At 71.7% G+C, this 15,605-nt stretch carries 18 protein-coding genes; 16 read left to right on the top strand and 2 right to left on the bottom strand.

Translation table 11 applies throughout. The annotated features are described in order from the left end of the window. Positions 1-46: 46 nt before the first annotated feature. Positions 47-1,747: a chitinase gene (locus tag ACFWN1_RS24205; RefSeq protein ID WP_384365617.1), complete on the bottom strand. Its 1,701-nt coding sequence runs from the start codon at positions 1,745-1,747 to the stop codon at positions 47-49. 301 nt (positions 1,748-2,048) lie between these two features. On the opposite strand from ACFWN1_RS24205, the gene ACFWN1_RS24200 reads away from it, so the two are divergent. The 14 genes from ACFWN1_RS24200 (at position 2,049) to ACFWN1_RS24135 (ending at position 13,109) form a co-directional block, all read left to right on the top strand. Further along, entirely contained in the window at positions 2,049-2,900 is an 852-nt protein-coding gene (locus ACFWN1_RS24200; RefSeq protein WP_384365614.1) for a hypothetical protein, read from the top strand. 62 nt (positions 2,901-2,962) lie between these two features. Next, on the top strand, positions 2,963-3,673 hold the full coding sequence (gene cpaB / locus ACFWN1_RS24195) for a Flp pilus assembly protein CpaB (RefSeq protein WP_384365611.1): 711 nt from the start codon (positions 2,963-2,965) through the stop codon (positions 3,671-3,673). Positions 3,674-3,685: 12 nt separating this feature from the next. Beyond that, complete coding sequence (locus ACFWN1_RS24190) at positions 3,686-4,939, top strand: CpaE family protein (protein WP_384365608.1); 1,254 nt, start codon at positions 3,686-3,688, stop codon at positions 4,937-4,939. 2 nt (positions 4,940-4,941) lie between these two features. Then, positions 4,942-5,331: a pilus assembly protein gene (locus ACFWN1_RS24185; RefSeq protein WP_384365605.1), complete on the top strand. Its 390-nt coding sequence runs from the start codon at positions 4,942-4,944 to the stop codon at positions 5,329-5,331. Position 5,332: 1 nt separating this feature from the next. Continuing rightward, positions 5,333-5,692, top strand: a complete 360-nt coding sequence (locus ACFWN1_RS24180; RefSeq protein WP_384365602.1) for a TadE/TadG family type IV pilus assembly protein — start codon at positions 5,333-5,335, stop codon at positions 5,690-5,692. A gap of 13 nt (positions 5,693-5,705) precedes the next feature. After that, complete coding sequence (locus ACFWN1_RS24175) at positions 5,706-7,043, top strand: CpaF family protein (RefSeq protein WP_384365599.1); 1,338 nt, start codon at positions 5,706-5,708, stop codon at positions 7,041-7,043. Between the two features lie 4 nt (positions 7,044-7,047). Further along, complete coding sequence (locus tag ACFWN1_RS24170) at positions 7,048-7,992, top strand: type II secretion system F family protein (RefSeq protein WP_384365596.1); 945 nt, start codon at positions 7,048-7,050, stop codon at positions 7,990-7,992. A 16-nt stretch (positions 7,993-8,008) separates the two neighbouring features. Next, positions 8,009-8,896: a DUF5936 domain-containing protein gene (locus tag ACFWN1_RS24165; protein ID WP_384365593.1), complete on the top strand. Its 888-nt coding sequence runs from the start codon at positions 8,009-8,011 to the stop codon at positions 8,894-8,896. 32 nt (positions 8,897-8,928) lie between these two features. Next, the gene (locus ACFWN1_RS24160) at positions 8,929-10,200 is read left to right on the top strand and encodes a sensor histidine kinase (RefSeq protein ID WP_384365590.1); all 1,272 of its coding nucleotides are present in this window, start codon (positions 8,929-8,931) and stop codon (positions 10,198-10,200) included. Positions 10,201-10,225: 25 nt separating this feature from the next. After that, positions 10,226-10,963: a response regulator gene (locus ACFWN1_RS24155; RefSeq protein WP_384365587.1), complete on the top strand. Its 738-nt coding sequence runs from the start codon at positions 10,226-10,228 to the stop codon at positions 10,961-10,963. Positions 10,964-11,070: 107 nt separating this feature from the next. Then, positions 11,071-11,268, top strand: a complete 198-nt coding sequence (locus ACFWN1_RS24150) for a hypothetical protein (protein ID WP_384365584.1) — start codon at positions 11,071-11,073, stop codon at positions 11,266-11,268. Next, on the top strand, positions 11,265-11,864 hold the full coding sequence (locus ACFWN1_RS24145) for a pilus assembly protein TadG-related protein (RefSeq protein ID WP_384365620.1): 600 nt from the start codon (positions 11,265-11,267) through the stop codon (positions 11,862-11,864). Before ACFWN1_RS24150 ends, ACFWN1_RS24145 begins: the two co-directional genes overlap by 4 nt. 29 nt (positions 11,865-11,893) lie before the next feature. Beyond that, entirely contained in the window at positions 11,894-12,475 is a 582-nt protein-coding gene (locus ACFWN1_RS24140; protein WP_384365581.1) for a hypothetical protein, read from the top strand. Positions 12,476-12,482: 7 nt separating this feature from the next. After that, the gene (locus ACFWN1_RS24135; RefSeq protein WP_384365578.1) at positions 12,483-13,109 is read left to right on the top strand and encodes an OmpA family protein; all 627 of its coding nucleotides are present in this window, start codon (positions 12,483-12,485) and stop codon (positions 13,107-13,109) included. Positions 13,110-13,113: 4 nt separating this feature from the next. On the opposite strand, the gene ACFWN1_RS24130 is transcribed toward ACFWN1_RS24135, so the two are convergent. Next, positions 13,114-13,470 (bottom strand): DUF192 domain-containing protein, encoded by a 357-nt coding sequence (locus tag ACFWN1_RS24130; RefSeq protein ID WP_384365575.1) that lies wholly within the window; start codon positions 13,468-13,470, stop codon positions 13,114-13,116. An 81-nt stretch (positions 13,471-13,551) separates the two neighbouring features. Here ACFWN1_RS24130 and ACFWN1_RS24125 point away from each other — a divergent pair, with 81 nt between their 5' ends. Both ACFWN1_RS24125 and ACFWN1_RS24120 read left to right on the top strand, forming a co-directional pair. Then, positions 13,552-14,019: a GNAT family N-acetyltransferase gene (locus tag ACFWN1_RS24125; RefSeq protein ID WP_384365572.1), complete on the top strand. Its 468-nt coding sequence runs from the start codon at positions 13,552-13,554 to the stop codon at positions 14,017-14,019. Positions 14,020-14,542: 523 nt separating this feature from the next. Then, positions 14,543-15,316 carry an isoprenyl transferase gene (locus tag ACFWN1_RS24120; RefSeq protein ID WP_384365569.1) on the top strand — a complete coding sequence of 258 codons (774 nt, stop codon included), beginning with the start codon at positions 14,543-14,545 and terminating at the stop codon, positions 15,314-15,316. Positions 15,317-15,605 lie beyond the last annotated feature (289 nt).

The following is a 15,605-nucleotide window of genomic DNA, read 5'->3' as shown; positions in this document are numbered from 1 at the left end:
GCCTCCCCCTGAGGGAAGCCGGGGCACCGCCCGTTCTCCGGTACCGCTACGGGAGGCCGTGCACGTGCGGGCCGACCGCGCCGGACCAGGCGTTGCCCGCCGTCGCGTCCCAGTTGGTCGACCAGGTCATCGCGCCCCTGAGGTCCGGGTAGGTCCGGGCCGGCCTGAAGGAGCCGCAGCCGGTGCCCCTGGCCAGGCAGTCCAGCGCGTCGTTCACCACGCTCGGCGCGACGTAGCCGCTGCTGGCGCCCCGTGTGGATGCCGGCACACCGATGCCCACCTGCGAGGGCGCGAGCCCGCCCTCCAGCTGGATGCAGGCCAGCGCGGTCAGGAAGTCCACCGAGCCCTGGCTGTACACCTTGCCGTCGCAGCCCAGCATCGAACCGCTGTTGTAGTACTGCATGTTGACGACCGTGAGGATGTCCTTGACGTTCAGGGCCGTCTGGAAGTAGGAACCGGACGTCGACTGCATGTCGATCGTCTGCGGTGCCATCGTGAGGATCAGCGACGAGCCGGCCTTCGACGACAGCGAGCGCAGCGCCTGCGTCATGTAGGCCGGGTTGAGGCCGTTCTCCAGGTCGATGTCGACCCCGTCGAACCCGTACGTCTGCATCAGCGAGTACACCGAGTTCGCGAAGTTGTTCGCCGAGGCGGTGTCGCTGACCGCGACCGTGCCGCGCTCGCCGCCGATGGAGATGATCACCTTCTTGCCCGCGGCCTGCTTGGCCCTGATGTCGGCCTTGAACTGGTCGGCCGTGTAGCCGTTCAGCCCGGCCGAGTCCAGGGAGAAGCTCACCGCGCCCGGGGTGGAGGTGGCGTCCGCGAAGGCCACCGCGATGATGTCGTAGGCGGCGGGCACGTCGGAGATCCTCTGCACGGCCGCGCCGTTGTTGAAGTTCTGCCAGTACCCGGTCACCGCGTGCCTGGGCAGGTCACCCCTCGGTCCGGTGCCGCCTCCGGAGGCGGTGGTGGCGTTCACGGCCGCCGACTTCGCCGACTCGCCGGCCGAGTTGGTGGCGGTGACCTGGAAGGAGTACGAGGTCGACGCCGCCAGCCCGCCGATCGTGGCCGAGGTGCCGCTCACCCCGGTGACCTTGGTGCCGTTGCGGTACACGGTGTAGCCGGTCGCGCCCGACACCGTGTTCCAGGCCAGCGAGACCGAGGACGAGGTGGTGCCGGACACCGCGAGACCGCCCGGTGTGCCGGGCCTCGTCGGCGCCGGGTCACCGCCCCCGCCGCCGTCCGGGCCCTGCACCTGCACGTCGTCGGCGAAGTACGCCGCCTGCCCGTACCAGCCGTGGGTGTACACGGTGACCGAGGTCGTGCCGGCGCCCGTGGTGAACGTGGTCGAGAGCTGCTTCCACGACGCGCTGTCCGGGGTCCAGGTCGACACGTCCGTGGTGCCGGTGCCGGTCGCCCCGAGGTAGGCGTACCCGCCCTGCACCCAGGCGCTCAGGGTGTACGTGGAGTTGGGCTTGACCGCCACCGACTGGGTGCACCGGGCGTTGTCCTGCCCGGCCGGTACGGCCTTCAGCGCGGCGGAGCCGCCGTGCACCGGGGACGAGACGGTCGTCCCGCTGCCCGCCGAGCAGGTCCAGTCGGACAGGCCCGACTCGAAGCCGGCGTTCCTGGCGTTGTTGACGTCCGCCGCGGCGGCGGGAGCGGTGGCCAGCCCCGCCACGGCGAGGGCGAGAGCGGCGGTCACCGACCAGGCACGGGCCCGGCCGCGCCGGCTGGGCGCGGGCATGACAGATACGAGGTCCAACTGGGGCCTCCAGTGGGGGATTTCGTGGGGAGTGTGAGTCCACGTTGGTCCAGACCAATTACGCTGTCAAGAGGCGGCGCACGGACCGCTCCCGGCCCGCCCGCGCAACCTGTCCCGGTTTGAAGCAAGTTGTGACCGGAGAGTTCCCCACGAGCTACACAAACGCTGTTCTCCCGTGATCCAGGCGTGGATACAGTGCTCACGTAGTCACGCAACGAAGTCGTCATGGCCCGAGGGGAACCGCGCCGACGGGCCGGAGGGTGTGAAGAGCGGGGAGCTGCGCGTGCCAACTGCCATCGCCGTGACCAGTGCCGACCTGGCGCTGCCGGCGCAGGACGAGCGGACCATGCCCGCCGTCGTGCTGCGCGACCTCGACCGGCGCCCGCTGGACCAGACCCTCGCCGAGGTCCAGGCCCTCCTCGACCAGTTGGGGTATCTCGTCGTCCTGTGCTCGCGGGCCACCCCCGAGCCCGTGGTGCGCCGGCTGCACACCCTGCGCTCCCTGCTGGAGAGCGACCGGATCGCCGTGTTCCGGCCGGAGCTGCCGCCGCTCGGCGTGGCCGTCCTCGCCCGGCAGTTACGCCAGCTCGCCACCTGCGACCTCAGCCCCGGGGTGCTCGCCTGCGCCGGGCGGCTGCTCACCCACTACATCCACGCCGGTGCCGTACTCGGCTCGGTCGCCCGCCTCGACCACGTCCCCGTCGGACTCAAGGCGCACGCCAAGTCCTGGGTCCCCGGCGCCCAGTTCGCCGTCGTCGCGCATCCCGAGCCCCAGCTCGTCAAGGCGGTGCCCGGCGCCACCCTCAAGGGTCCCGAGTTCAGCACCTGGATGCTGCTCGCCAAGGGGCAGCTGCAGTCCGACTGGATCACCGGCTTCGCCAAGGAGTGGGGTGCGCAGGGGCTGCGCGAGACCCCGCTGCCCGCCGAGTCCCCCGCCTGGTGGGGCACCGGCCGGATGATCGAGTTCTGCGGCCACCTCGCCGACCTCTCGGTGCTGTACCAACTCGTCACCTCCGTACGCCGGTCCAGCTGCCACTGGTGCGGTCTGGACGTCATCGGCGACCGCTGTGTCTTCTGCTCCGCCTCCCCGCCCGAGCATCCGCCGCACTCCCTTCAGGGGCGCGCCCCCGCCTGAACCGACCCCGGACCCCGCACCCGTCCCGCACGGCCGATTCCCCCAATGAGGTTGCACGGTTCATGAACTCCCGTCAGCGCCGCGGCGTGATACTCCTGATCCTCTCCGTCCTGTGCGCCCTCGGCGCGTTCGCGGGCGTGCTCTCCGTCATCGGTGACGTGCGCTCCAAGGTCGGCCCCGAGGTCACCGCGTACCGGGTCAGGTCCGCGGTCCAGCCGTACACCGCGCTGGGCGCGGACCAGTTCGAGAAGATCCGGATGCCGAAACGGTGGCTGTCGGCCAACGCCGTCACCGACCTCGCCCAACTGCGCGGCAAGATCGCCGTCACCACCCTGCGCGCGGGCTCCCTGCTCCAGACCGACATGGTCGTCGACCAGCCCGAACTGCGGCCGGGACAGCAGGAGGTGGCCATCATGATCGACGCGGCCACGGGCGTCGCGGGCAAGATCACGCCCGGCGCCAAGGTCAACGTCTACGCCACCTTCGAGGGCAGGAAGGAGAGCGACCCCGACCAGTCGAAGATCATCGTCACGGACGCCCGGGTCCTCGACGTCGGGAAGATCACCGCGCTCGACCCCGACCGGGACCGCGACCAGACGCGGCAGCCCACCGAGGCCGTCCCCATCACCTTCGCGCTGTCCGCCCTGGACGCCCAGCGCGTCACCTACGCCGAGTCCTTCGCCCAGCGGGTCCGGCTCGCCCTCGTCGCCCCCGGCGGCGGGACGGACATACCGGAGCGAGACCGCACCTACGAACTCGCGACGGACAAGTGAGAGGCGGCCCGCATGCCCACCAGGATTCTGCCGGCCGGCGCCGACCCGGACGCCGTACGCTCCCTCACCACCCTGCTCAGCCAGCTCCCGGACGCCGAGCCGGTCCCCCCGGTCACCGACTCCACCCAGCTGGTCGACACCCTGGCCCGGCTCGCCGCCGAGTCGGTCGACGAACTGCCCGAGGTCGTCGTCGTCCATGAACGCATCGGGCCCGTACCGGCGCTGGAGCTGATCCGGGAGATAGCGCTGCGCTTCCCCGCCGTCGGCGTCATCCTCGTCACCACCGACGCGGGCCCCGCGCTGTTCGCCGCCGCCATGGACTCCGGCGCCCGCGGCCTGGTCGGGCTGCCGCTGAATTACGAGGATCTCGCGCACCGGGTGCAGGCCGCGGCCCAGTGGTCCAGCGGGGTGCGCCGCCATCTCGGGCACGGCGGGGCCGACGTGCTCAGCGGCCCCGGCGGCACCGTGGTCACCGTCAGCGGGGCCAAGGGCGGCACCGGCGCCACCACGGTCGCGCTCCAACTCGCCCTCGCCGCCCAGGCTTCGGGCAAGTCCACCGCGCTGGCCGACCTCGACCTCCAGACCGGTGACGTGGCGTCCTTCCTGGACATCCAGTTCCGCCGCTCGGTCGCCGACCTCGCCGCCATCGCGGACATCTCCCCGCGCGTCCTCGCCGACGCCGTCTACCGCCACGACACCGGCCTCGCCCTGCTGCTCGCGCCGGGCGAGGGCGAGCGCGGCGAGGAGGTCACCGACCGCGCCGTCCGCCAGATCATCAACGCCCTGCGGTCCCGCTACGAGGTCGTCGTCCTGGACTGCGGCGCCCAGCTCACCGGGGCCACCGCCGCCGCCGTGGAGGGCGCCGACACCGCGCTGCTGGTCACCACGCCCGACGTGGTCTCCGTACGCGCCGCCAAGCGCACCGTGCGGATGTGGGACCGGCTCCAGATCCGCAAGGCCGAGGAGACCACCGTCGTGGTCAACCGGTACACCCGCGTCACCGAGATCCAGCCCGCCCTGATCCAGCGCATCACCGGCACCGCCCTGGCCCGCACCACCGTGCCCGCCGCCTACAAGGAACTCCAGGGCGTGGTGGACGCCGGACGCGTGCACGAACTCGACGCCCGCGGCACCGTACGCCAGGCCCTTTGGGCGCTGGCCGGGGAACTGGGCCTGGCCAGGGCGCCCGACGGCCCCGCCCACCGGGGCGGCCGGCAGCGCGGCGGCGACCGGGGAGCCGTGGGCTTCCGGCGGCGGAAGGAGTAGGCATGAGGCGCCGCGGCAGACTACGGGCGGACCGGGGGCAGGTGGCGATCGAGTTGCTCGGGATGACCCCGACGATCGTGCTGACCCTGGTCCTGATGTGGCAGTGCGTGCTGGCCGGCTACGCCTTCACCCTCGCCGGGAACGCCGCCGACGAGGGCGTACGGGCGGCCACCGCCGCACCGAGGGGCGCCGCCCGGCAGGGGGCCTGTTCGGACGCCGCGCTGCGGCACCTGTCCGGAGCGTGGCGGGACGGCGCTTCGGTGAGCTGCGGGGGCACCGGCTTCGTCACCGCCGACGTGAAGCTGAAGGTCCCCGTGCTCTTCCCCGGCTTCATCGACTTCCCGGTCACGGTGTCCGGCCACGCCGGTGCCGTGGAGGAGGTGAAGGACTGAGATGACCGAGATGACCCGTACCCGCCCCCGCGACCGGGGCCAGGTCGCCATCGAGTACCTCGGGTTCGTCCCCGTGCTGCTGATCGTCGGGCTCGCCGGCATCCAGATCGGCGCCGTCGCCTACGCCGCCGAGCAGGCAGGCACCGCCGCGCGGGCCGGGGCGCGCGCCGCCTCGCTGCGCCAGGACGTGCCGGGGGCGTGCGCGGCGGCGGTCAGCGGCGGCCTCAGTGTGTCCTGCGCGGACGGCGGCGGGGGTGACGACTCGGTCACCGTGACCGCGACCGTCAAGATCCCCCAGGTCGTGCCCGGCTGGCCGCTGGGGAACGCCGTCAAGTCCGCCACCATGCCGCTCGACCACTGAGGAGGGCCGTCTCATGAGCCTGCGGGCACGCATCAACTCCCCCGAGGAGCAGGGCAGCCGGGGCGAGGACGGTCACCTGGTCGCCTCCTACCGGGCCAAGCTGCTCCAGGAGATCGACCTCGCGGAGATGAGTTCGCTGGCCGCCGCCGAGCGCCGGGCCCGGCTCGAACGCGTCCTCGGCCACATCATCAGCCGCGAGGGCCCGGTGCTCTCCACCGCCGAACGCGCCGGGCTCATCCGCCGCGTGGTGGACGAGGCGCTCGGCCTCGGCATCCTCGAACCCCTCCTGGAAGACGCCTCCGTCACCGAGATCATGGTCAACGGCCCCGACTCGATCTTCGTGGAGCGCGGCGGCCGGGTCGAACGGCTGTCGCTGCGCTTCGCCTCCGCCGACCAGCTCATGCAGACCATCGAACGCATCGTCTCCACCGTCAACCGCCGCGTGGACGAGTCCAATCCGATGGTCGACGCCCGGCTGCCCTCCGGTGAGCGCGTCAACGTCATCATCCCGCCGCTCTCCCTCAGCGGGCCCGTCCTCACCATCCGCCGCTTCCCGCGCTCCTACACCCTCAAGGAGCTGATCGGCTTCGGCTCCCTCGACGACCACATGCTGCTGCTGCTCGCCGGGCTGGTGCAGGCCAAGTTCAACGTGATCGTCTCCGGCGCCACCGGCACCGGCAAGACCACCCTGCTCAACGCCCTGTCCGGACTGATCCCGCCGCACGAGCGCATCATCACCATCGAGGACTCCGCCGAACTCCAGCTCCAGCAGACCCACGTCGTCCGGCTGGAGTCCCGCCCGCCCAACGTCGAGGGCGGCGGCCAGGTCACCATCCGCGACCTGGTGCGCAACTCCCTGCGTATGCGGCCCGACCGCATCGTGGTCGGCGAGGTGCGCGGCGGGGAGTCCCTGGACATGCTCCAGGCCATGTCCACCGGCCACGACGGCTCGCTCGCCACCGTGCACGCCAACAGCGCCGAGGACGCCCTCACCCGGCTGCAGACCCTCGCCTCCATGTCCGACGTGGAGGTGCCGTTCGCCGCGCTGCACGACCAGATCAACAGCGCGGTCGACGTACTGGTCCAGCTCACCCGGTTCGCGGACGGTGCCCGCCGGATCACCGAGGTCGCCCTGCTGGACAGCCACGGCGGAGAGCCGTACCGGCTGGCCACCGCCGCCCGCTTCGACGCCCGCCCCATGACCGCCGACGGCCAGGTCCACGGCGCCTTCCAGTACTTCCCGCTGCCCCGCCGCACCGCCGACCGGCTCTACATGGCCGGCCAGCCCGTACCCCAGGCGTTCGGCGTCGCCCACACCGCGGACCAGCTAGCCACCCGAGAAGCCAGGTAGGCCCATGGATCTGTCCACCCTCGTCCGGCTCACCACCGGCGTCACCCTGCTGACCTGCGTCCTCGTCGTCGCGGGTCTCCAGACCTACGCCTCGGGCCGGGCCCGGCGTGCCGCCCTGGAGGACCGGCTCGCGCACGCCGGCCAGGTCTCGGCGGGCGGCCGCAGGCGCCGCTTCCGGGGGCTCGACCGCCGGCTGCGCCGCACCGCGCCGGGCCGCGCGCTGGAACTCCGGCTCGCCGCCACCGGACTCGACCTCACCCCCGGCGAGTTCTTCGCCGGAATGCTCACCGCGGTCGCCGCGCTCTGGCTCGTCGGCCAGGCCACCCTGGCGCCCTTCTTCGGCCCCATCGCCGGGCTCCTCGGCATCTGGGCGGCGGTGCAGTTCCTCAACTGGCAGCGCCAGAAACGCATCGAGCGCTTCATCAGCCAACTCCCGGAACTGGCCCGCATCCTGGCCAACGCCACGCAGGCCGGCCTCGCCCTGCGCACTGCCATAGGCATGGCCGCCGAGGAGCTGGAGGCGCCCGCGGGTGAGGAACTCTCGCGGGTGGCCGACCAGTTGGCGATCGGCCACTCCATGGAGGACGCCCTCGGCGAACTCGCCGCCCGGCTGCCCTCGCGCGAACTCGTCGTCCTGGTGACGACTCTGGTGCTCTCCAACCGGGCGGGCGGCCAGGTCGTCTCCGCGCTGCGCAACCTCACCGAGACGCTGGAGGAGCGCAAGGAGACCCGGCGCGAGATCCGCACCCAGCTCTCCCAGGTCACCATGACCTCGTACGCCGTGCCCGCCCTCGGCATCGGCGCGCTCTTCCTGATGAACGGCGTCAAGGACGGCGCCCTGGAACGCCTGACCGGCTCCCCGGTCGGCCAGGGCTGCGTGATCGTCGCCTTCGCCCTGTACGCGGTCGGGTTCGTCCTCATCCGCCGCATGAGCCGGATCGACGTGTGAGGGGATGACGGACCGGATGACACTCCTGCTCGCCCTGCTGGCGGCCCTCGGCGTCTGGGGCGCCTTCGCGGGCGTCCGCATGTACCGCGCCGAGACCAGGCTGCCCGGCGACCTCGCCGTCGCCCTGGAGACCGGCGCCACCCGCACCGGCGCGGTCGGCTCCGTCATCGACCGCATGGGCATGCGGTACGCGCCCCTCGTGCTGCGCCTGATGGGCCCCGGCCTGGTCGCCCGCTACCGCCGCCGCATCGACCTCGCGGGCAACCCCGGCGGCCTCACCATCGACCGCTACGCCGCCCGCCGCGCGGTCTACGGCGCGCTCGGCACCCTCGGCTTCCTGGTCTTCCTGCTGCGCGGCCAGTGGTTCGTCGCCCTCCTCCTGCTCGCCTTCGGCGCCTTCTGGACCGAGGTCGGCATCTGGTCCGCGATCCGGGTCCGCCGGGACGTCATCGAGCGCACCCTGCCGGACTTCCTCGACGTCCTCGCCGTCGTCGTCAGCGCCGGCCTCGGCTTCCGCCAGGCCCTCGACCGCGTCTCCACCCGCTACGAGGGTCCCTGGGCCGACGAACTCCGCATCACCCTCCGGCAGATGGACCTCGGCATGACCCGCCGGCAGGCGTTCACCGAACTCCGCCGCCGCAACGACTCCGAACAGGTCGCCATGTTCGTCACCGCCCTCCAGCAGGGCGAGGAACTCGGCGCCCCCATCGTCGACACCCTCGTCTCACTGGCCAAGGACATGCGCCGCACCGACGCCCAGAACGCCCGCCGCAAGGCCGCCCGCGCGGTGCCCAAGGCCACGCTGATGATCACCACCTTCATGGTCCCGGCCACGATGCTCCTGCTGGGCGCGGGCCTTCTGCTGGGCTCCGGGGTGGACTTCGGGTCGTTGGCGGGGGAGTAAGGAGGGGAAAGAGTCCGGGGGGAGGTGAAGGCATGTCGCTGAGGCCGGGGGAGCGGGTGATGCCGCCTGGTGCGAAGCACGGCACCGAACCGGCCGTACCCTCCGAAGGACTCCAGGTCCGCGCCCTGCAAGCCGTGGGGCGGCAGGTCTTCGGGTTCCGGCTGGCGATGATCGTACTGGCGGCTCCGGCGGCCCTGCTCAACGCGGCACCCGGACTCGGTGCCCGGCTGGTCGGCGCCGCCGTCGTCGTCACGTTCATGGTGTCGTACGTGCTCTTCCGCGACTGGGCCCGCTTCGGACCGCTCCTGCTGCGCCACCCGAGTCTCCTCGCCGCCGACACCCTCTTCGGCTCGCTCCTCCTCGTCTCCGCCGGCCCCGGCACCACCCTCGCCTACGTCAGCGTCTGCACCCCGCTGCTGGCCGGGCTCCTCTACGGCTGGCGCGGCGCCGCCTGCTTCGCCTCGCTCCAGTCGCTGATCCTGCTCCTCGTCCACGCGACCCTGGACGCCGGACGCCACACCGGCCTGGCCGAGACCCTGCTGCTGCCCGGCCTCTGCGTCGTCACCGGCGCGATGGGCTCCACCCTGCGCAACCTGATGCTCCGGCTCGGCACCGCCACCCACGCCCTGAGCGCCGTACGGGCCCGGCTGGCCGCCGCCGAGGCCGTACAGACCGAACGGGCCCGCCTCGCCCGCGAGATGCACGACTCCCTCGCCAAGACCCTGCACGGCGTCGCGCTCGCCTCCGACGCCCTCGCCGCCACCGCCTCGACCGCCACCCCCGACCCGGCCCGGCTGCGCCAGGAGGCGGAACTGGTCGCCCGTTCGGCCCGCCGGGCGGCGGCGGAGTCCCGCGAACTCCTCACCGACCTCCGCGAGGAGGCGCCGCACGGCCCGCTCTGGCCGCGCCTCAACCTCCAGGCGGCCGACTTCACCACCCGTACGGGCCTCCCCGTCACCTGCCTCCGCACCGGCACCGCCCCGCTCCCACCCCTCCCCCCTGCCACCACCCGCGCCCTGCTCGCCATCACCGCCGAGGCCCTCGACAACGCCCACCGCCACGCGCACGCCACCCGGGTGGCCGTGACCGCGGGCGTCGAGGCCGGCCACCTCCACCTCTCGGTCCACGACGACGGCAAGGGCCTCCCCGCGGGCATCACCCTCCAGACCCTGCGCGCCGCGGGCCACTTCGGGCTGCTGGGCATGGCGGAGCGTGCCGCGTCGGCGGGGGCCCGTATCCGGATGGACCGCGGCGACCACACCTCCGGCACCGAGATCGGCGTCGAACTCCCCCTGCCCGCCTGAGCCCCCTTCCCGAGAGGAGACCCCGATGCGGTTCCCCCAGGCACCCCCGGCCACCCCCCTGCGCCTCGTGGTCGCCGACGACAACCCCGTGGTCCGCGCCGGCCTCACCGCCCTCCTCACCGGCCGCGAGGACACCACGGTCGTCGCCGAGGCGGCCGACGGCCGCGAGGCGTACGAGGCCACGCTGCTCCACCGGCCCGACGTCGTCCTCCTCGACGTCCGGATGCCCGGAGTCGACGGAATCTCGGCATTGCCCCACCTGGTCCGGCTGGCGCCCGTCATGATGCTGACCTACAGCCACGAGACGGAGACCGTGCGGGAGGCTCTGCGGCTGGGGGCGGGGGGATATCTGGTGCACGGGGAGTTCGGCACGGAGCAGTTGGTGCGGGCGGTGCGGGACGTGTGCGAGGGGCGTCCGCATGTGACACCGGGGGCGGCCCGAGCCCTGCTCCCCCCTGTGCGGCCACCGAGTGCGACTGCACACAAGGAACCTGAACTTCCCACCCCCTCATGGCAGATATCCGCAAACCCCCTTTCGCAACTGCAATCCCCTGTGGGACAGTCATTCCGGTCGCGTTTTCGACTGAGCACCAGAGAGGCGGAGATCATGGACCTCGTCGCATCCGGCCTGACGAACCACCAGATCGCCGCCGCCTGCTTCATCAGCGAGAAGACCGTCAAGAACCACATCAACCACATCTTCGCCAAACTCCACACCACCAACCGAACCCAGGCGACCGCCAAGTGGTTGGGGGTGGGGTGAGATGCCCGCGATCGACTGGGCCCGACTCTGGGCCCCCGGACCCTGGGCCCGCCGCCGCTCAGTGCCGTACGGTGCGCGGATCGGAGACGAATCCGGAGGGGAACACCATGAGCTCATGGTTCAACACCGCCGTGGCGAGCCTGCGGGCCCGCGCCGCCCGCGGCGACATGGGGCAGACGGCGGTGGAATACCTCGGCATCATCGCGGTGGTCGTGGCGATCGTCCTGGCGATCACGGGTACGAGTATCGGTCAGTCGATCTTCGACGCGATCACTCAGAAGATCTCCGAGGTGACCGGCGGCTGACCGGATCAGGTTCCCGTCAGGACACAGGGCAGGCCTTTCCCATCTACATCACCGTGGTGGCGGGCCTGCTCTTTCTCGCGTTGGCCTACCTAGCGGTCGGCCAGGCCGCGGTGAACCGCGGTGGCGCCCAGACAGCGGCCGACGCAGCCGCACTCGCGGCGGCGCAGGACAGGCGCGATCAGTTGGCCGGGAAATGGGTCGACGACCTTCTGGACCCCACCAAGTGGCAGGCCATATTCGACGGCGATGTCAGGCTGCCGCCCTCCTGCTGGCGAGCCGAGGAACTGGCGGCCCAGAACGACGCCGACGCACAGTGCAGTCCGCAGGGGCCGCTCGCCTTCACGGTCAGGGCCGAGACTCACAAGTCCGTCGGTGACTCGGTCGTGCCAGGTTCGGAGAACTTCCATTCGAAGGCGTCTGCCAAGGCCGTGATCAAATCCATCTGCACGTTTGCGGAGCCCGGAGAAGGTGCGGGCGGTGACGTGCTGCCGCGACTTGTCTGTGAAAACGGTCGGGACTGGGATCTGAAGCCGGACGACCTCACTCAGCTGCCCGAACCGCAGGATCTCTTCGATGTCCACCTGGCCGCCGACTGACAGGCGAGCGACGCGAAAAGGAATCAGTCATGAGTATGCGTTTCACCGGGCGGCGGACCGCCAGGGGGGCGGCGGCCCTTTCCCTCGTCGTCGTCGCCCTTGGTATGGCGGGCTGCGGCGGCGGCGGGGGAGATGACAAGAAGCCGCCTGCCTCTGCCTCCGCCACGGGGCCGGGCGGGTCTAATCCGAGTACGCAGGAAGGGCAGTCGGACGACCCGCTGGCAGAGTTGAAGGGGTCGGACGGGCTCACTCTCCGGATCACTTCCGCCAAGCGCGACTCGGGTGGTTTCGTCACGGTGAACGGCACCCTGAGGAACGACGGCGCGAAGAATCTCGTCATTCCGTCGGCCCTGAGCGGTGACGAAACAGAGATCATCAGAAACGGCAGGTCACTCGGCGGAGCGACCCTCGTCGACCCACAGGGCAAGAAGCGGTATTACGTGCTGCGCGACACGGACGGGCGCCCACTGACGACCACGGGTTTCTCCGGCCTCAAGTCCGGTGCCGAGCTGGCGGTGTTCATGCAGTTCCCGGCGCCTCCGGTGAACACGCCCGAGATCGACTTCCAGTTGCCCACCTTCCCCACCGCCACCATCAAAATCTCCGGCTGAGGCCAAAGTGACCCCCACCCGTCTCGCCCGCCTCCTGGCGACCGCCGCGGCCGTCGCCCTCCTCACCCCTGTCGCCGCGCTCGCCCCCGCCCACGCGGACGGCCCCAGTGAACCCCCCGGCACCGAGCCCAGCGCCGCCGCCCCCGTGGACGTGGACCCCACCGACCCGGATCTGAAGTTGCCGGAGGGCGCCACGCTGGCGGGGGCGAAGGTGCTGGACATCAAGTCCGTCGTCGAGGACCAGAGCGGGGACGAGCGCCGCGAGGACACCAACGCCGACGTCACCTTCGCCCTCCAGGCCGAAGTCCTCTTCGGCAAGGACAGCGCCAAGCTCGGCCCCGACGCCCGTGCCCGCATCGCCGGCATCGCGGCGGAGATAGAGAAGCAGAAGGCCACCCGCGTACGCGTCTTCGGCTTCACCGACGACCTCGGCTCCTCCGCCCACGGCGACGTCCTCTCCAAGCAACGCGCCAACGCCGTACAGGCCGTACTGGACCAGGATCTCAACGCCCCCGACGTCACCTTCGAGGTACGCGGCTACGGCGAGCAGTACCCCATCGCCGACAACTCCACCGAAGCGGGCCGCAAGAAGAACCGCCGCGTGGAGGTCTCCTTCCCCCGCACCGCCCAGTGACCGGCTAGCCCACCGACACCCGCACCCCCACCCCCAGCCCCCACCCGGCCATCACCCCGGCCCCCGCCTCCAGCACATGCCGGGACCGCGGCCGGGGCAGTCCCAGGCGCCCCGGCTCCATCGTGCGTACGGCCAGCACCCGGAGCGAACGGTCCAGGTACGCCACGTCGACGGCCATCCGCATCCCGAACGTGTGCACACTCGCGGCCGGCGACAGCAGCAACGCCCCCTCGACCGAGTCCCGCCCGAGCAGCCCCCGGGTCCGCGCCCGGTAGGACACCGCCCGCTCCAGCGGGACACACACGTCGCCCCCCTGCCGATGCACCGTAAGAGTCCCGTGCCCGTCCCGCCAGCGCGCCATCCCGCCCCACCTCCGCCGGAACCGTACCCACCCTCCACACGCCGCACGCGACTGTCAGTGCCCCCTGCCACACTCCGACGCATGACAGCCGAGACAGCAGACGTGCGCCTGCGCGGCGTGACCGAGGACGATCTCGAACTCTTCCTGGCCTTCGAGCACGACCAGGAGGCCGTCCACAGGTCCCGGTTCACCCCGCGCCCCCGGGACGCCTTCCTCACCCACTGGCGCACCCGCGTCCTGCCCGACCCCGACTGCCTGGTGCGCACGGTCACCGCCGACGGCGAGGTCGCGGGAAACGTCGTCTCCTGGACCGACGACGGCAGACGCTTCGTCGGCTACTGGCTGGGCCGCCCCTACTGGCGCCGTGGCATAGGCACCCACGCCCTCGCCCTCTTCCTCACCGAGGACCCCGTACGCCCCCTCCACGCCGACCCCTTCGCTGGCAACACCGCCTCCGTCGCCCTCCTGGAGAAGCACGGCTTCGTCCGCACGGGCGCGGTCGACGAGGACGGCCACGTACTGCTGGTCCTCGACGCCCCCGCCCCGTAGACCCGGTGACACCGGGCCACCGGCTCCAGGTCCATGCTCCCCTGGAGAGGATCTTCGAGGAGCCGGCGGGCCGGGCGCGGACGGCACTCGACATCCAGACCGGCTCGGCGTGGCCCGGAAAGCGGTCGTAGCTCAGCGGAATGGTCAAGTCACCGTTCGTCGGCGGGGTCGTCCGTCGGAGGGACCCCTGCGCGGGCCCGCCGGGTTCGCTGAAGTGGCGTAAAAACCTGATGATCGTTCGCCGAGAGGACGGATCGCCTGGGAATCTGCTGTGAATCGGCCATCGTGAGCCCCTGAAGCAAGCGTTCCGGGCTCACCGAGACGTCGCCGGGTGACTCCGCTGAGTAGTTGTGGCGTGCCGAGTCGCGCTTCTGCCCTCACAAAGGGTTATGGTGGAAACCCCCCCTCGGGCCGGTCCGTCTCCCCCCCACGGACCGGCCCGTTTTTCTCGGGTTATGCGCCGCGCGGGTAGGCTCGTTGCTCGCGGGGACCGCAACCGCGGCCGTTCTGGAGGGGCTCTCACGTGAACCTGCGCGACAAGCTGCGCTCCCTGCTCGTCAGGGTCTACGCACGCCGGGTGGAAGGTCACCTGGACCACGCGTCGGTGCCGGGGCACATCGGCGTCATCATGGACGGCAACCGCCGCTGGGCGAAGGCGGCGGGGTCCAGCACGCTCCACGGCCACCGGGCCGGTGCCGAGAAGATCGAGGAGTTCCTCGGCTGGTGCGACGAGACCGACGTCAAGGTCGTCACCCTCTGGCTGCTCTCCACGGACAACTTCGACCGGCCGCAGGACGAGCTGGGCCCCCTGCTCGACATCATCGACGGGGTCGTGCGCACGCTCGCCGAGGACGGCCGCTGGCGCGTGCACCACGTCGGGACCCCCGACCTGCTGCCCGCCGGGATGCAGCGGACCCTCAAGCAGGCCGCTGAGAGCACCGCCCACGTCGACGGCATAGTGGTCAACGTCGCCATCGGCTACGGCGGCCGCCAGGAGATCGCCGACGCCGTGCGCTCCATGCTGGCCGACGCCCAGGACAAGGGCGTCAGCATGGCCGAGCTGGCCGAATCCGTCGACGTCGACATGATCGGCCGCCACCTCTACACCGGCGCCCAGCCCGACCCCGACCTGGTGATCCGTACCAGCGGTGAGCAGCGGCTCTCCGGGTTCATGCTCTGGCAGACCGCCCACTCGGAGTACTACTTCTGCGAGGTCTTCTGGCCGGCCTTCCGCAAGGTCGACTTCCTGCGCGCCCTGCGCGACTACGCCGCCCGGCACCGCCGCTTCGGCGGCTGACCGGGGCCCGCGCCCGCACCAGAACACACCCTGAATCCCGTCGGCACCGGTGCGGCGGGATTTTCCCGTGTACCCGGCCTTGCCCGGAAGTAACAAGGAGTTCACCGGCCTGCCGGTGGCCGCTTCCGCATGGTCGCGCTCGTTCGAGGGCATAACGCTCTCAGGCCGACACCCGAACCACGGGCGTCGGACTCAGCGGGCGGCACGGGGTCGCCTGCCCGGGAGGCCCTTTGCACCAGCCCGACCGTGCGTCGCCCGCACGGAGCAGCCGCGGCGGGCCGGTCACCGG

The sequence above is a fragment of the Streptomyces sp. NPDC058459 genome, from assembly GCF_042721685.1.
GTDB lineage: Bacteria > Actinomycetota > Actinomycetes > Streptomycetales > Streptomycetaceae > Streptomyces.
The sequence above is the reverse complement of the archived record's forward strand: the minus strand, read 5'-3'. Positions and strand labels throughout refer to the sequence as shown.

Bases quoted from the DNA above. Each gene is read 5' to 3' on its own strand.
- ACFWN1_RS24205 (WP_384365617.1), bottom strand. From the start codon at position 1,747: ATGCCCGCGCCCAGCCGGCGCGGCCGGGCCCGTGCCTGGTCGGTGACC.
- cpaB (WP_384365611.1), top strand. From the start codon at position 2,963: ATGAACTCCCGTCAGCGCCGCGGCGTGATACTCCTGATCCTCTCCGTC.
- ACFWN1_RS24190 (WP_384365608.1), top strand. From the start codon at position 3,686: ATGCCCACCAGGATTCTGCCGGCCGGCGCCGACCCGGACGCCGTACGC.
- ACFWN1_RS24185 (WP_384365605.1), top strand. From the start codon at position 4,942: ATGAGGCGCCGCGGCAGACTACGGGCGGACCGGGGGCAGGTGGCGATC.
- ACFWN1_RS24180 (WP_384365602.1), top strand. From the start codon at position 5,333: ATGACCGAGATGACCCGTACCCGCCCCCGCGACCGGGGCCAGGTCGCC.
- ACFWN1_RS24175 (WP_384365599.1), top strand. From the start codon at position 5,706: ATGAGCCTGCGGGCACGCATCAACTCCCCCGAGGAGCAGGGCAGCCGG.
- ACFWN1_RS24170 (WP_384365596.1), top strand. From the start codon at position 7,048: ATGGATCTGTCCACCCTCGTCCGGCTCACCACCGGCGTCACCCTGCTG.
- ACFWN1_RS24165 (WP_384365593.1), top strand. From the start codon at position 8,009: ATGACACTCCTGCTCGCCCTGCTGGCGGCCCTCGGCGTCTGGGGCGCC.
- ACFWN1_RS24160 (WP_384365590.1), top strand. From the start codon at position 8,929: ATGTCGCTGAGGCCGGGGGAGCGGGTGATGCCGCCTGGTGCGAAGCAC.
- ACFWN1_RS24155 (WP_384365587.1), top strand. From the start codon at position 10,226: ATGCGGTTCCCCCAGGCACCCCCGGCCACCCCCCTGCGCCTCGTGGTC.
- ACFWN1_RS24150 (WP_384365584.1), top strand. From the start codon at position 11,071: ATGAGCTCATGGTTCAACACCGCCGTGGCGAGCCTGCGGGCCCGCGCC.
- ACFWN1_RS24140 (WP_384365581.1), top strand. From the start codon at position 11,894: ATGAGTATGCGTTTCACCGGGCGGCGGACCGCCAGGGGGGCGGCGGCC.
- ACFWN1_RS24130 (WP_384365575.1), bottom strand. From the start codon at position 13,470: ATGGCGCGCTGGCGGGACGGGCACGGGACTCTTACGGTGCATCGGCAG.
- ACFWN1_RS24125 (WP_384365572.1), top strand. From the start codon at position 13,552: ATGACAGCCGAGACAGCAGACGTGCGCCTGCGCGGCGTGACCGAGGAC.